Consider the following 14,740-nt stretch of genomic DNA (forward strand, 5'->3'; position numbering starts at 1 on the left):
TACCAGTCGCATCGGGCGTCTCTGGGCGTCGCTATCCAACCATACCGTCGAATCACCGGAATAGATTACCAATGTCGAGAAACCACCACCCGAACCACCCCAATGTCGACCAATCGGATCGTACTGTTCCCAGAAATCTTCGTCAAACAGGTGACGCAGACGTTGACCTCGTGACCTCTACCCGGGTTCGGAAGTCACCGTTCTGGCATCTCTCCGTCGAGGAGGGGTGTCATCAGGCGACGGTTTACAACCACATGTATCACCCCCGCGCGTACATCGACCCCGATGACGGAGGTGCGGAAGCCGAGTACGAGCTGCTGGTCAACCACGTAGCGCTATGGGACGTCGCGGTCGAGCGCCAGATTCGTGTCGCGGGACCCGATGCCGAGGCGTTCGTCAACTTCGTCATTACGCGAGAGGCGACCGACATCGAGACGATGCGTGGCAAGTACGCCATCTGCTGCAACCAGGACGGCGGTATCCTCAATGACTTTGTCCTGTTGCGGCCTGACGACGACGAGTTCTGGTTCTCCATCGCTGACTCCGACCTGCTGCAGTGGTTGCAAGGGGTCACAGTCGGCAATGACTTCGAGGTCGACATCGACGAGATCGACGTCTCGCCGATGCAGATTCAGGGGCCGAAATCGCCCGATGTGATGGAGTCGCTCATCGGTGATGCGGTCGAAGACGTTCCGTACTACGGACTGATGGAAGCGACTATCAACGACGTCCCGGTGCTGGTGAGCCAGACGGGCTTCTCCGGAGAGGCAGGGTTCGAAATATACGTCCGTGAAGCGACGAAGAACGCCGAGGCAGTGTGGAATCCAGTCCTCGAAACGGTCAAAGACCACGGCGGTGCCGCGACGCCAGTAAACGGTCGTCGACGTATCGCTGCCGGAATCCTGTCGTTGGGGCAGGACATGGACTACGAGACGTCGCCGTTCCAGGTCAACCTCGGCTATCAGGTCCCCGACGACAAGGACGTGGACTACGTCGGCAAAGCCGAACTGGAGCGTCAGAAGGACGCCATCGAAAACGGTGCGTTTCCGTTCACTCACAAACTGGTCGGTCTGAAAATGGCAGGCGAACCGATTCTGGAATGGCCCTCGGACTACTGGCTCATCTCGGACCCGGAGACGGGCGATGAATGTGGCTACCTGACGTCGGCGGGGTGGAATCCGGACCTCGAGACCAATATCGGCCTCGGATTCGTTCCAGCGGCGAAACTGCAGGCTGCGACCGACGTTCCGCTCGACGACTCGATATACGACGCGGACCTCGATGTGGAGTTTGCAGTCCACCTCCCGGACGAGTACGCTGAGGTGCCTGGCAAACCCGTATATGCGACGCTGGCGAAAGTTCCGTTCAAAGAGTCGGTCAATCCCAGCGCCCGTGAACAGGCCAAAATTCACGCCAGGGATGATATAGACGATTGAGAGTCGTTTCTCCGAAGACAAGTTGTGATGGACTCAGCGGATTACAGTGGTTCAAGGAGAAAGCCCACAACTGAAGTCGTGGGATGAACTCAGAATTGAGTGTATTTGTCATCGCCCGACAGATCGACTCGTTCATTGAACACATGAGGAGTACGCTATTTTAGGGAATACGGACGCAGGATTGACCGCTAGCCAACGAGAGGCACTCCTCGTCGCACTCGACACAGGGTATTTTGAAGACCCACTGAACGCAACTCTCAGCGAAGTCGCCGCTAATCTGGATATCTCTCAACCTGCAGCCAGTAGGCTCCTTCGTCGTGGGATCAAACGACTCATCGTTTCGTCCCTGATGGATGACAGTGAAAAGCCAGATTGATCAACGGCTACTCGGTGCAGTGGCGACGATATCACCCTGAGGGCACGATGTGTCTCCGTCAGCGTCCTCGGGTGAGCGTCGTGACCGAAACACGCTGTGTATGCACCCCGGCGGTATCAACATCTCGCTTGCTTGATGGAAGTATTCGCGTTACGTACGCTCGCCTACGTAACGATTCCCACCGAGGACGTCGTCCTCACTCGAGGCCGGCGATCCCGGCCAGCTTCTCGCCGGCGGTGACCGCGGATTCGCGGGTCAGCGAGTAGATCACGCCCGAAGCGGTCGCGGCGACCGACTGGCGGCGCTCGAAGGTGTCGGGCGAGTACACCGTTCCCAGTTCGTCCCCCTCGGCGACGCGGTCGCCGACGGCCACGCCGGGCGCGGGTTCGAACAGCCCCGAGCGGTCGGCCCCGACGCGTCCCCCGTCGTCGTACAGCACCGTCTGCGAGGGGGGATCGGGCGGCTCCGCGCGGAGCATCCCGAGCTCGCCCAACACGTTCCGGATCCCGTCGGCGCCCCGCCGGGCCGCCTCGAGATCGACCTGGCGGCTGTTCGAGAGTTCGGGGACGATCGCCGTCGTCCCGGCCAGCCGCGCGGCCGCCCGGAGCGTTCCCGTATACTCCTCGAGGGGGCGCTCCGGCCCGGGATCGGTCATGAGGTAGTCGGCGCCGAACACCGACGCGAGCCGGCGCGAGTCGCGCTCGCCGCCCTGAAACCGGACGTGCTCGAGCATGTCGGCGGTGCCGCTGTGGAGGTCGACGACGACGTCGGCGGTCGCGATCAGCTCCCAGAGGCTGGCGACCGCCCGTTCCTGGAGGGTGCCGTCCCCGTCGCCGGGCCACACCCTGTTGAAGTTCGGGTTGACCGCGTCGACCGCCTGCGGGGTCACGTAGGAGTCGTGGTCGAACGCGAGGCTGTTGACCACCGGGACGGCGACCACGGTCCCCGCGAGTTCGGCCTCGAGCAGGGAGTCGTGGAGTCGGCGCAGCGCCGCGGCGCCGTTGAGCTCGATCCCGTGCTGTGCGGCCTGGAGGTACGCCGTCGGCCCCGCTCCGCCCTCGTAGCGGTGGACGGTTACCGAGACCTCGGATCCCGACGGGAGCCGCGCGAGCGCTCGCTCCGCGACGGAATGGGAAACGCTCTCGTGTTCCATACCCGATGGAACCAGCCCCGCGGCTTGTAGCTTTGGTCGGCGGCCCGGAACCGAGTTTTAAGAGATCCCCGGCGCTATACGGGGGTGTGAAACGCACGATCCACACGGACGACGCGCCCGAAGCCGTCGGGGCGTACAGCCAGGCGACGACCGACGGAGACGTCCTCTTTACGGCGGGACAGCTCCCGATGACCGCCGACGGGGAACTGCTCGACGACGCGTCCGTCGCCGACCAGACCAGGCGGTGTCTCGAGAACGTCGAAGCGATCCTCGAGGCCGAGGACGCCTCGATGGCGGACGTCCTCAAGATGACGATCTTCCTGAACGACATCGACGACTTCGAGGAATTCAACGAGGCCTACGGCGAGTTCTTCGACGAGGAGCCCCCGGCCCGGAGCGCCCTCGAGGTCGGCGAGGTGCCGAAGGGGGCCGCCCTCGAGGTCGAGGCGATCGCGACGCTCGAGTAACGCCCGCTCGCACACCTTCTCGCCGAGTCCCCGTCCCGACAGCGACGGCTGCGAGCGAACCGGGGCGTCGGTCCCCGCGAGCCGGGTCCCCTCTCACGGCCGCGAACCGCTACGTGAAGAGTCGGTGATACGACGTGGTTGCCGCGGCCGTCTCTCGGCAGCCGAACGGACGGGACGACGGCGACGGAGGACGCGGCGCCGCCCTCAGCACTCCTCGCGGAGGAACTCGACCACCGCGGCGGGCTCGGCGTCGAGGCCGCCCCCCTGGGCGAGCGTCTCGCCGCCGCCGCCACCGCCGCCGAACGCCGCGGTGACGTCCTCGACGATCCCGCTCGCGTCCGTCTCGCCGGTCGTCGCCGCCGCGACGAACGCGCTCCCGTCGACGCCGGTCAGCACGACGACGTCCCCGAGTTCGCCGGCGCGCTCCTGTGCCTGGTCGGCGGCGTCGTTCGGGCCGACCCCGTCGACGTCGAGTTCGCCGACGACCCACCGCTGGCCGTCTCGCTCCGTCGCCTCCTCGCCCAGCGCCTCGAGTCGGTTCTCGAGCAGTCGGCTCCGCAGTTCGGCGAGCTCGTCCTCGAGTTCGGCGTTGCGCCGGGCGACGGCGCTGGCTCGCTCGGGCAGCTCCTCGATCCCGGTCTCGAGGGCCCGCGCCGCCCGATTCGTCGCCCGCGCGCGGTCGGTTCGGGTTCGAATCGCGGTCGGGCCGACCGCGTACTCGACGCGGACGAGGTCGGCGCCGGGGTTCGAGATATCGAGCACCGCGATCGGGCCGATCTCGATCGTGTTCCGGACGTGGGTCCCGCCGCAGGCCGCGATATCCCAGCCGTCGATCTCGACGACCCGGACGGTGTCAGCCCGTTCGGCGTTCTCGGTGAGGTTGAAGACGATCTCGTCGTCGGCCCTGGCTCGCTCGGCGTCCATCTCCCGCCAGGTGACCTCCCGGGAGTCCCAGACGGCCTCCGCGAGCAGGCGCTCGAGCGAGCGGCCGTCGAGCGCGTCGGTGTTCCTCGTCTCGAAATCGATCCGACACTTCTCGGTTCCGATGTCGAACCCGCCGTAGCCGTGGTCCTCGAGCAGCCGTCGGCCGGCGCCGTACAGCAGGTGGCTGGCGGTGTGTGCGCGCGCGCAGTACGTGCGAAACGCCTCGTCGATCGATCCGTCGACGGTTTCGCCCGCGTCGAACTCGGGGGTCGACGCCAGCTCGTGGACGACCGCGCCGTCCCGCGTCTGGACGTCGACGACCTCGATCCCGTCGATCGTCCCCCGATCGGCGGGTTGGCCGCCCCCCTCGGGGTAGAAGTAGGTCTCCTCGAGTCGGACGTCGGTACCGTCGACGGAGAGTACCCGCCCCTCGAACTCGGTCACGGCGGGCTCCGCGGCGGCGCGGCTCTCCGTGGCAGTCGGTGTCATCGTCACGAGTATGGCGGCAGCCCCGTATAAACCGTACGGGACGGCCGGACTGGCAGTACTTTCATGTTCGGGCCGGGACCACGATTGGTATGAAGTACCACGATGCGATCGCTGCCCTCGAGTCGTTACAACGGCGGCGACCGAAACTCGGGACGGAGACGACCGCGGCGCTGCTCGCGGAACTGGACCACCCTCACGAGGACGTCGACTGCGTCCAGATCGCGGGCTCGAACGGGAAGGGGAGCACGGCGCGCATGCTCGAGCGAATCCTCCGGGAGGCGGGGTACGACGTCGGGCTCTACACCTCTCCGGATCTCGACGACGTGCGCGAGCGGATCCGCGTCGACGGGCGCAAGATCCCGAAGGCCCGGGTCCGCGCGCTCGTCGCGGCGCTGGAGGGCGCCGTCGAACGGCTCCGCGAGGACGGGGACCCCCCGACGTACTTCGAGGCGTTGACGGCGCTTGCGCTCTCGCACTTCGCGGCCGAGTCGGTCGACGTCGCCGTCCTCGAGGTCGGGATCGGCGGGCGCTACGACGCGACGAGCGCGGTCGACCCGGTCGCGAGCGCGGTCACGAGCGTCTCCCTGGAGCATACGGACCTGCTCGGCGAGACGGTCGAGGAGATCGCCCGCGACAAGGCCCAGGTCGCCCCCGACGACGCCCCGCTCGTGACCGGCGCCTCCGGCGCGGCCCTCGAGGCGATCCGGACGGAGACCGACGTCGTCTCGGTCGGTCCGGCGGACGCCGACGTGATCGCGACCGAGGAGGGGCTGGCGTCGCCGATCGAGAGCGCCGTCTCACTAACGGCGCCGGAGTGGGCGGTCGAGACGAACGTTCCCCTTCCCGGGCCCCACCAGGGGACCAACGCCGGCGTCGCGGCCGCGCTGGCCGATCAGCTCGCGCCCGTCGACCCGAAGACGATCGCGCGCGGGCTCCGCAAGGCTCACTGGCCCGGTCGGTTCGAGGTCGTCTCGAGGGCGCCGCTCGCGGTGCTCGACGGCGCGCACAACCCTGGGGCCTGTGAGACGCTCGCGGACGTCCTCGAGCGTTACGCGTTCGAGGACCTCCACCTCGTCTTCGGAGCGATGACCGAGAAGGACCACGAGGGGATGGCCGCGGCGCTTCCCGCGCCCGACGCGGCGTATCTCTGTCGACCGAACGTCCCGCGGGCCGCCGAGCTCGACGCCCTCGCCGACGCCGTCGGCGATCGCGCGGGGCGGATCGACCGCTCGGGGTCGGTGCTCGAGGCGGTCGAGCGCGCCCTCTCGCGCGCCGACGAGGACGACTGCGTGCTCGTCGCGGGATCGCTGTACGCGGTCGCGGAAGCGCGCGACCGCTGGTCCCGGCTGCAGGTGCCGAAACGGACGGCGACCGAGCGGGAGGCCCGCGCCGTCCTCGAGGGGATGGGGCTCGAGTCCTCGGCCGTCGAGGCGACCGCCGAACGGAGCGTCGGGCGGACGGTAAAGACGCACCTGCGCGAGCCCCAGGCAGACCGGGTCCGAGAGGCGTTCGCGGCGATCGGCGGCAGCTGTACGCTCTCGCGAACCGAGACCTCCACCCGACGGGTGACGACGGTGCTCTCGGGAACCGACGCCCAGTTCCGGGCGTTGATCGACGAGCTCGCGGCCGACGAGCTCGGACTGGCCGACGTCGCGAACCAGCTTCGAGAGGTCCTCGAGGACGCCGACCGCGAGGGCGACGGCGGCCGACTCCCGTGGGACCGGGAGACGGCGGTGATGGGCGTGCTGAACGTCACGCCCGACAGCTTCCACGACGGCGGCGAGTACGACGTCCTCGAGGACGCGGTCGCCCGCGCGGAGGCGATGGTCGAGGCCGGTGCCGACGTGATCGACGTCGGCGGCGAGTCGACGCGGCCCGGCGCCGATCCGATCTCGGCCGCCGAGGAGATCGACCGCGTCGTTCCGGTACTCCGACGGATCGAGGATCTCGAGGTGCCGCTCTCGGTCGACACCCGAAAGGCCGCGGTCGCCGACGCGGCGCTGGAGGCCGGCGCCGACGTCGTCAACGACGTCTCCGGGCTCGAGGACCCCGAAATGCGCTTCGTCGTCGCCGACCGCGACGCCTCGCTCGTCGTCACCCACAGCCTGGAGACGCCCGTCGACCCCGACCGCAGCGTCGCCTACGACGACGTCGTCGAGGAAGTCCTCTACGACCTCCGGGAGACGGTGCTCCGGGCCGAGCGCGCCGGAGTCGATCGGGATCGGATCGTCGTCGATCCGGGGCTCGGGTTCGGGAAGGACCCCGAGGACTGTTTCGCGTTGCTCGATCGGCTCGGGGAGTTCCGGGCGCTGGGTTGTCCGCTCATGGTCGGCCACTCCCGCAAGTCGATGTTCGAGCGCGTCGGCTGCGAGCCCGGCGAGCGACTTCCGCCGACGGTCGCGGTGACGACGCTCGCGGCCGCGCGCGGCGCCGACGTCGTTCGGGTCCACGACGTCGCCGCGAACGACGCCGCGGTTCGAACCGTCCGGGCGACGAACGGTCGGTAGCCGCCCGCACCGCGCGGGGCGTACACCGGGTCGCGGATCACTCGGACGAGCGCTCGACAGTACGCTTATGGGACTCCCTTGAGCAGTGTGGGACATGATCACGCCGTTCAACGACACCGGCAGACCGAAGGCCGGACGCACCGCCGACCGCCGACCTCCTCGCAACCGATCCGAGTGCTAAGCGATGGCGATCACAGTCAAAGCGTACGCGGAACACGAGCGACTCGCCCTGGTCCCGACGTTTCGACGCGACGAGGACCTCCAGATCACGGTCCTGACGCAGGCCAACACCGATCCCGGATCGAACGTCTTCCCGTTCCGGTTCGAGTACGACGACGTCGGCGAACTCGAGGGGTTCCTCGAGGACGATCCGACCGTCGACGAGTTCGAGCTCGTCGACGAGGGCGAGGACACACACATCTACTACATCCAGCACGCCGAGCGAACGAAGCTCCTGAGCCCGGTCGTCACGCGGGTCAACGGCTTCATGTCCTCGGCCGAGACGAAGTGTCGGGGTTGGTTCCTGCGGCTCCAGCTCCCCGATCGGGAGGCGCTGAACACGATCTGGGAGTACGCCGAGGAGTACGGCGTGAGCTTCGAGATCGTCGAGGTGTACGGTCGTCCGCGAAACGAGACGAACGTCGCCTACGGGCTGACCGAGGAGCAGGTGGAGGCGCTGACGGTCGCCTACCGGTGTGGGTACTTCAGCGAACCCCGGGAGATGGCGCTGAGCGACGTCGCCGACGAGATCGGACTCTCCTCGACTGCGATGAGCGGACGGCTCCGCCGCGGGATGCGAAACCTGATCGCCGCGGCGCTGTTGGACGACGAGGGCGTCGACTGATCCCGTCGCGGAGCCGGCGCGAGAGCGAGCCGGCTATCCGCTCGAGTCGACGACCTCGTTTCGCAGCGTGCCGACGCCCTCGTAGGTGATCTCGACAGCGTCGCCGGGTTCGACCAGCCCCGGGTTCGCGGGACTGCCGAAGGCGACGACGTCGCCGGGACGGAACGTAAAGCGCCTCGAGAGGTAGGAGACGATCTCGTAGGGGTCGAACAGCATGAGCTCCGTGTTCGCCTCCTGACGGCGCTCGTCGCCGACGTCGGTGTGCATGTCGATCCCCCGCGGGTCGAGGTCGGTCTCGAGCCACGGTCCGAGCGGCCCGGAGCCGTCGAACGCCTTCCGCGCCGTGCGGCCCTGCTGGTCGAGCGCGTCGACGTCGTTCATGATCGTGTACCCGCGGACGACGTCGGGCACGTCCGCCTCGGCGACGTCGTGACAGCGCTCGTCGATGACCGCCGCGAGCTCGCCCGCGTAGGTCAGCTCCTCGGTGAACGCCGGATACTCGATAGGGTCTTCGTGGGCCAAAAGCGACGCCGGCGGCTTGATGAAGAAGTCGGGCTCCTCGGGTCGTTCGTACTCCATCTGGTCGAGCGTCTCGGCGTAGTTGCGCCCGACGCAGTACATCGCCGAGGGCTCGCAGGGCGGGAGGAGGTCGCCGTCGACCCCGACCTCGTACTCGTCGCCGTCGGCGCGAACGACGCCGTCCTCGTACCGTCCGGTTACCGGTCCGTCGGCCGTTTCGATTCTCGCGAGTCGCATTGGCGGTGGTCGTCAGTCCAACGGTGTAGGTGTACCGATCCGATTTCGGACGTGTCGGCTCTACCCGTGTTACCCTTTTGCCGCTGCTCGTCGGAGGACGCTTCGCATGAGCGAGTACGACACCGACGTGCTGGTCTCGGCCGATTGGGTCGAGGACCGCCTCGAGGAGTTCCAAGCCAACGACCCCGACTACTGCCTCGTGGAAGTGAACAGCCCCGAGTCGCCCGACGAGGGCGAGTTCCCCTCGCGGTACGACGAGGGCCATATCCCGGGCGCGATCGGGATGCAGTGGGACGAGGACCTCTCCGATCAGGACCAGCGGGACATCCTCAAGAAAGAGGATTTCGAACAGGTCGTCGGCGACCGCGGCATCGGCGAGGAATCGACGGTCGTGTTCTACGGCGACGGCTGGATCCCCAACTGGTTCGCCCTGTTCGCCTACTGGGAGTTCACGTACTACGGCCACGACGACGCCCGCGTCTTGGACGGCGGGAAGGACTACTGGGTGAACGAGGACTACCCGTTGACCGACGAGGTCCCCGACTTCGACGCCGTCGAGTACGCCGCGAAGGGACCCTTCGAGAGCATCCGCGCCTACAAGGACGACGTCGACAAGGCTCGCGAGGCCGGCATCCCGATGGTCGACGTCCGCTCGCCCGAGGAGTTCTCGGGCGAGGTCATCGCGCCCGAGGGCCTCGGCGAGACGGCCCAGCGCGGCGGCCACATCCCCGGCGCCTCGAACGTCCCGGTGAAGACGAACCTGCGCGACGACGGCCGGTTCAAGGACCCCGACGAACTCGAGGCGCTGTACGCCGACTCCGGAATCGACGGCGAGGAGAGCGTCGTCACCTACTGCCGGGTCGGCGAGCGCTCGGCGATCGCCTGGTTCGCACTCCACGAACTGCTCGAGTACGAGGACGTTCACAACTACGACGGCTCCTGGACCGAGTGGGGGAATTTGATTCGGGCGCCGATAGAGAAGGGGGAGGAGTGAGCTGCGGAGCGGCGAAGCCGCGGAGCAAAGCGAAATCCTCCCGAAAGCGAGCGGGGAACGAACGTGACCCGTGAGAAAGGCGAGGGTGAGTGAGTGCAGCGAACGAACCCTCGGAAAAGCGAGCGGGGAGCGCAAGCGACCCGCGAGAAGGGGGAGAACTGAGCAGCGCGAAGTTCTCCGAAGAGCGAGCGGGGAACGAACGTGACCCGCGAGCAGCGCGAGGCCTTCCCCTCGAGAACCTGTCTCTTATACACATCTCTNAGACCGTCCGATCGCTCGAGACGATCTCGAGGCTGCTATCGGGGACTCGGTGGATCCCGCTCGAGCGCTGGTCGGGCACAGCGAGTCGGCTACTCCGGACTACTCGGTGGGTTCGTTGTCGACCTCCCACTCGAGCGTGACGGTGATCTCCTCGCGGTCGCCGCCGAGCATCGGCGAGCGCTCTTCGACCTCGATCCCGTACTCGAGCGTCGAGGACGGCGTCAGCGCCAGCGTCTTGTTGCCGACGTGGATGTCGATCGGTCCCTGCCCACGGATCTCTCGGGCGATGTCCTGCAAGAGGTCGGCTGCTTCGTCGCGCGAGACGTCCTCCTCGTAGTCCGTCTTCTCTGCCATGTACGTGTACCCACCGTGCGAACGGATATACGTTGGCGACGAATTGGCAGGGTCGATTAGCGGAGCACGTCCTCGAGGTTTCGGTACCGGATCGCCTCCCGCGCCGAGCGCTCGAGGTCGAACCGTTCGAACAGCTCGAGCTGGGGGACCTCCTGGCCGGGGTAGATGTAGTCGGTGCCGAAGATCAGCTGCTCCGAGTGCGCCTCGAGAAACGCTTGTCCGAACGCGGGGTCGCGGGTGAGGGCGTTCCAGCCCGAGATTCCCGAGAGGTCGCCGTAGAGGTTGTCGTATCGCTCGAGTAGCTTCGGGACGCGCCCGGGCTCGTCGATCTCGCCGTCGGGGTAGTCCCCGAGGTCGGCTGCCTCTACGTCGGCCGCGACGTGGGCCCACCAGCCGTGGGCGTGCGCGAGGAAGTCCACCTCCGGAAAGGAGGCGACGACGTCCTCGAGTCCCGGGAGGCCGACCTCGTCGGTCATCGCCTTCTCGTCGGTGTGAAAGAGGATCGGGACCTCGTACTCGGCGCACAGCTCGTAGATCCGTTCGGCGCGGGGATCGTCGATCGGGACGCCGGCCTTCAGCTCGCCGAACCCGCGGGCGCCCCGCTCGACGTATCGCTCGAGCAGCCCCGCGGCGGCGTCCTCGCCGTAGACGAGCGTTCGGGGATCGATCGTACAGAACGGGATCAACCGATCGGGGTACGCCCCGACCTGGTCGAGTATCCACGGACTCGAGGCGGGCGCGGGGTAGCTCTCGGGGGAGTCGAGCGCCAGCACGACCGCGCGGTCGATACCGTTGTCGTTCATCCAGGCCACGAGGTCGTCGGCGGAGAGGGGATCCCGGCCCAGGGTCTCCTCGGGGATCAGGTGACAGTGGACGTCGACGAGCGGCCCCTCCTCGAGGTCCCCCTCCTGCGGTGTTCGCCCCCGATCGGCGGCGCCGACAGCCCCAGCGCTGCCGAACGTTCCGACCGCGGCGATTCCCGCGGTGCCCTCGAGCGTTCGGCGTCGCGTCGTCCGCCGATCGTCGGCTGACGACTCCTCGCCGTCCGCCCCGGCATCGCGTTCGTCCATACGCGCCCTCCCACCGGCGCCGTGAAAATTTCGAGGGGGACCGGTCGGCGTTCCGACCGATCCCGTCGCGCCTTCCCGTCGTCGCGGCGACGACGGCCGGTAGTTCCTGGTGCTCCACCCTGCATCGCCTCTCGAGCGACGTGGTTGCAAGCAAGCGTTATCATGCTATGTGTCCACGATATCCGTAGGGAGTATGAAGAAACTCATCAACGAACCGGACGCGGTCGTCGACGAGATGCTCGAGGGAATGGTCGCGGCGCATCCGGGCCTGCGGCGGCTCGAGGGTACCGAGGTCGTCGTCCGAGCAGACGCCCCCGTCGAGGGGAAGGTCGGGATCGTCACGGGCGGGGGCAGCGGCCACGAGCCGACCCATGCCGGGTATATCGGCGACGGGATGCTCGACGGCGCGGCCGCGGGCGAGGTCTTCACCTCGCCGACGGCCGACCAGCTGAGCGAGATGATTCAGGCCTGCGACGGCGGCGAGGGGGTGTTCTGCGTCGTCAAGAACTACGAGGGCGACGTGATGAACTTCGAGACCGCCATCGAGATGGCGGAGATGGAGGCGGATACCGACGTCGAGTACGTCGTGGTCGACGACGACGTCGCCGTCGAGGACTCGCTGTACACGTCGGGTCGTCGCGGGGTCGCCGGGACGATCTTCGTCCACAAGGTCGCCGGCGCGATGGCCCACCGGGGCGCCGACTTAGCGGAGATCGAACGCGTCGCCGAGAAGGCAAACGACCGCGTCGGCACGATGGGGACGGCGCTCACCTCCTGTGTCACGCCCGAGAAGGGCGAGCCGACGTTCGACCTCGGGGAGGACGAGATCGAACTCGGGATCGGCATCCACGGCGAACCGGGGACCGAACGCACCGAAGTCATGTCGGCCGACGAGATCACCGACCACCTCGCCGAGGCCGTCCTCGAGGACCTCGATCCCGCCGAGGGCGCCGAGGTCGCGACCATCGTCAACGGGATGGGCGGGACGCCGCTGATGGAGCTGTACGTGGTCAACCGCCGGCTCCAGGAGCTGCTCGAGGACCGCGGCCTCGAGACCTGGAACGCCCGTGTCGGCGACTACATGACCTCGCTGGACATGATGGGGTGTTCGATCACGGTGCTCGAGCTCGACGACGAGCTGAAGGAGCTGCTGGCCGCTCCGGCCGAGACGCCGGGACTGACCGTGACGGAGGGCTGAGATCCGGATGGACCGAGAAACGCAGGCCGAGGCGATCCGCGAGGCGACGGCGGCGATGGCCGACCGGATGGCGGCGGAGAAGTCCGCCCTGACCGAACTCGACTCCGCGATCGGCGACGCCGACCACGGCGCGAACATGAACCGCGGGTTCCAGGCCGCCCTGGAGCGACTCGAGGACGCTGACGACGATCCCGCCGAGCTGGTCAAGACCGTCGGCGTCGCGCTGGTCTCGGAGGTCGGCGGCGCCGCCGGCCCGCTGTACGGCGGCTCGCTGATGAAGGCGAGCGGGGAGTTCGAGGACGGAATCACCGCCGAGTCGTCGGTCGCCTTCGCCGAACGGTACCTCGAGACCCTCGAGGAGCGGGGCAAGGCCTCCGTGGGGGACAAGACGATGGTCGACGCGGTTACGCCCGCGGTCCACACCTACAGGAAGGCGATCGAGGTCGACGACAGCGATCCCCTCGAGGCGCTGGGCAAGGCCGTCGACGCGGCCGAGCGCGGCGTCGCGTTCACGACGCCGATACGCGCGAAAAAGGGTCGGGCGTCCTATCTCGGCTGGCGCTCCGTCGGCCACCAGGATCCCGGCGCGACGAGCACCCTGTACCTGCTCGAGGAGCTGCTCGCGGTCGCCGAGGAGTACCTGAACGGCGACGTCGAGGTCGACGCCGAAGCCGACGTCGATCCCGAGGAGCTCGAGGAACCCGCTCTCGAGGACGGGGCGGACGGAGGCCCCTGATGGTCGGCATCGTCGTCGTTTCCCACAGCCGACGAGCCGCCGAGGGGATCCGCGAGATCGCCCGCGAGATGGGCGGCGACGCCCGGATCGAGGCCGTCGGCGGCACCGAGGACGGCCGCGTCGGGACGACGCCGGGGCCGATCCGCGAGGCGATCGACGCGGTCGCCGGCGACGGTGGGGGCGTCGTCGTCCTCGTCGACCTCGGCAGCGCCGTCATGAACGCCGAGCTGGCGATCGAGGAGGCCGACGCGACGGAGGCGGTCGTCGCCGACGCACCGGTGCTCGAGGGAGCACTCAACGCGGCCGTGGCGGCGACGTCGCCGACTGCGACCGTCGAGGCGGTCCGCGAGGCCGCCGAAGAGGCGGCCGAAGTGTCGAAGCTGTAGCGTCACTCCTCGACCACGAGGTACGTGCGGGCGCCGCGGCGCTCGAGGGAGACGCGGTCGGTCTCGAGGTTCGCGTCGACGTAGGCCCGGATCTCGTCGAGGTGGAGCGAGGAGACGTCGACTCGGCGCCTGGGTGCCGCGACCGTCGCGGCGGCGTCGGTCGGCTCGGTTCGCTGGCTCCGGGCGTCGATCCGCACCACGGTCTGGGACATACCTATCGATCGGGCGGACGGAACGTCAATCCGAGCCGTCCGGAGTGAAAGTGAAAGTGCGGGACGGCGGATCGGGCGTCGAATTCGATCGGCACGGCGGGCTACTCGAGGGGTTTGACCGAAACGGTCGTCGACCCGTCGGGAGTCTCGAGCGCGACTGTCTCGGCGATCGCCTCCCGGGCTCGCTCCCGCCACGCGTCGACCGCCTCGGCGTGTCGCTTTCGAACCCGTTCTGTTTCATCCGACGACGCGTCCTCGCGTTCGTCCTCGAGGGCGGGATAGCTCGCGACCGCGTCGTCCTCGAGGAGCGTCTCGGGGCGGACGTGGACGGCACCGGTTACGCGGGCGTCGTCGGCGCGGTAGACGTGAATCCGGGCCCGCATTCGTCCGTGAAACGGCGGCGTCACCCGGAGGACCGCCGCGCCGGGGTTCTCTCGCCCGTAGACGAAGGCGTCGACGACGTCGTCTCTCGAGACGGCGATCGAGCGGATCGCCGACGGGTCCGCGTCGGCTGTCATCGATCCGCCCTACGGCCGCCGCAGTGTTAACGGCGACGAGTCGTCGCTTCGGAGCCGTC

Annotated in this window: 15 protein-coding genes and 1 pseudogene; 9 read left to right on the forward strand and 7 right to left on the reverse strand. The window is 68.0% G+C overall.

The genetic code is table 11. The features are described 5' to 3' along the window. Positions 1 to 71 precede the first annotated feature (71 nt). Together C492_RS11690 and C492_RS23010 are read left to right on the forward strand one after the other, a co-directional pair. Positions 72 to 1,436, forward strand: coding sequence for a glycine cleavage T C-terminal barrel domain-containing protein (locus C492_RS11690; protein WP_049893027.1), 1,365 nt, complete (start codon positions 72 to 74; stop codon positions 1,434 to 1,436). Between the two features lie 148 nt (positions 1,437 to 1,584). After that, positions 1,585 to 1,812 (forward strand): annotated as a pseudogene (locus C492_RS23010) (helix-turn-helix domain-containing protein); the annotation flags it as partial. A gap of 196 nt (positions 1,813 to 2,008) precedes the next feature. Here the strand turns inward: C492_RS23010 and C492_RS11695 are convergent. Beyond that, the gene (locus tag C492_RS11695; RefSeq protein ID WP_008423784.1) at positions 2,009 to 2,965 is read right to left on the reverse strand and encodes a succinylglutamate desuccinylase/aspartoacylase family protein; all 957 of its coding nucleotides are present in this window, start codon (positions 2,963 to 2,965) and stop codon (positions 2,009 to 2,011) included. An 86-nt stretch (positions 2,966 to 3,051) separates the two neighbouring features. Between C492_RS11695 and C492_RS11700 the strand changes: the two genes are divergently transcribed. Beyond that, positions 3,052 to 3,432, forward strand: a complete 381-nt coding sequence (locus C492_RS11700) for a RidA family protein (protein ID WP_008423786.1) — start codon at positions 3,052 to 3,054, stop codon at positions 3,430 to 3,432. 204 nt (positions 3,433 to 3,636) lie between these two features. Here C492_RS11700 and C492_RS11705 read toward each other — a convergent pair whose 3' ends face one another. Continuing rightward, entirely contained in the window at positions 3,637 to 4,845 is a 1,209-nt protein-coding gene (locus C492_RS11705) for an alanyl-tRNA editing protein (protein WP_008423788.1), read from the reverse strand. An 89-nt stretch (positions 4,846 to 4,934) separates the two neighbouring features. Between C492_RS11705 and folP the strand changes: the two genes are divergently transcribed. Together folP and C492_RS11715 are read left to right on the forward strand one after the other, a co-directional pair. Then, on the forward strand, positions 4,935 to 7,352 hold the full coding sequence (gene folP / locus C492_RS11710; RefSeq protein WP_008423790.1) for a dihydropteroate synthase: 2,418 nt from the start codon (positions 4,935 to 4,937) through the stop codon (positions 7,350 to 7,352). A 184-nt stretch (positions 7,353 to 7,536) separates the two neighbouring features. Continuing rightward, complete coding sequence (locus C492_RS11715) at positions 7,537 to 8,196, forward strand: helix-turn-helix domain-containing protein (RefSeq protein ID WP_008423792.1); 660 nt, start codon at positions 7,537 to 7,539, stop codon at positions 8,194 to 8,196. A gap of 33 nt (positions 8,197 to 8,229) precedes the next feature. Here the strand turns inward: C492_RS11715 and C492_RS11720 are convergent, their stop codons facing one another. Further along, positions 8,230 to 8,952: a fumarylacetoacetate hydrolase family protein gene (locus tag C492_RS11720; RefSeq protein WP_008423794.1), complete on the reverse strand. Its 723-nt coding sequence runs from the start codon at positions 8,950 to 8,952 to the stop codon at positions 8,230 to 8,232. Between the two features lie 106 nt (positions 8,953 to 9,058). On the opposite strand from C492_RS11720, the gene C492_RS11725 reads away from it, so the two are divergent. Continuing rightward, on the forward strand, positions 9,059 to 9,946 hold the full coding sequence (locus C492_RS11725; protein WP_008423797.1) for a sulfurtransferase: 888 nt from the start codon (positions 9,059 to 9,061) through the stop codon (positions 9,944 to 9,946). A 360-nt stretch (positions 9,947 to 10,306) separates the two neighbouring features. On the opposite strand, the gene C492_RS11730 is transcribed toward C492_RS11725, so the two are convergent. Together C492_RS11730 and C492_RS11735 are read right to left on the reverse strand one after the other, a co-directional pair. After that, positions 10,307 to 10,561, reverse strand: a complete 255-nt coding sequence (locus tag C492_RS11730; RefSeq protein WP_008423800.1) for an amphi-Trp domain-containing protein — start codon at positions 10,559 to 10,561, stop codon at positions 10,307 to 10,309. A 56-nt stretch (positions 10,562 to 10,617) separates the two neighbouring features. After that, the gene (locus C492_RS11735; RefSeq protein WP_008423801.1) at positions 10,618 to 11,631 is read right to left on the reverse strand and encodes an amidohydrolase family protein; all 1,014 of its coding nucleotides are present in this window, start codon (positions 11,629 to 11,631) and stop codon (positions 10,618 to 10,620) included. 193 nt (positions 11,632 to 11,824) lie between these two features. On the opposite strand from C492_RS11735, the gene dhaK reads away from it, so the two are divergent. From dhaK to dhaM, 3 genes are read left to right on the forward strand one after another with little or no spacing between them, the layout of a single operon-like run. Beyond that, the gene (gene dhaK / locus C492_RS11740; RefSeq protein WP_008423803.1) at positions 11,825 to 12,829 is read left to right on the forward strand and encodes a dihydroxyacetone kinase subunit DhaK; all 1,005 of its coding nucleotides are present in this window, start codon (positions 11,825 to 11,827) and stop codon (positions 12,827 to 12,829) included. Between the two features lie 7 nt (positions 12,830 to 12,836). After that, positions 12,837 to 13,565, forward strand: coding sequence for a dihydroxyacetone kinase subunit DhaL (gene dhaL, locus C492_RS11745; protein ID WP_008423804.1), 729 nt, complete (start codon positions 12,837 to 12,839; stop codon positions 13,563 to 13,565). Further along, positions 13,565 to 13,951 (forward strand): dihydroxyacetone kinase phosphoryl donor subunit DhaM, encoded by a 387-nt coding sequence (gene dhaM, locus C492_RS11750; protein WP_008423806.1) that lies wholly within the window; start codon positions 13,565 to 13,567, stop codon positions 13,949 to 13,951. Before dhaL ends, dhaM begins: the two co-directional genes overlap by 1 nt. 2 nt (positions 13,952 to 13,953) lie before the next feature. Here dhaM and C492_RS11755 read toward each other — a convergent pair whose 3' ends face one another. Beyond that, positions 13,954 to 14,163 carry a hypothetical protein gene (locus C492_RS11755; RefSeq protein WP_008423807.1) on the reverse strand — a complete coding sequence of 70 codons (210 nt, stop codon included), beginning with the start codon at positions 14,161 to 14,163 and terminating at the stop codon, positions 13,954 to 13,956. Positions 14,164 to 14,264: 101 nt separating this feature from the next. Next, the gene (locus C492_RS11760; protein ID WP_008423809.1) at positions 14,265 to 14,681 is read right to left on the reverse strand and encodes a hypothetical protein; all 417 of its coding nucleotides are present in this window, start codon (positions 14,679 to 14,681) and stop codon (positions 14,265 to 14,267) included. Between the last annotated feature and the right edge of the window lie 59 nt (positions 14,682 to 14,740).

Source organism: Natronococcus jeotgali DSM 18795 (genome assembly GCF_000337695.1).
Lineage (GTDB): Archaea > Halobacteriota > Halobacteria > Halobacteriales > Natrialbaceae > Natronococcus > Natronococcus jeotgali.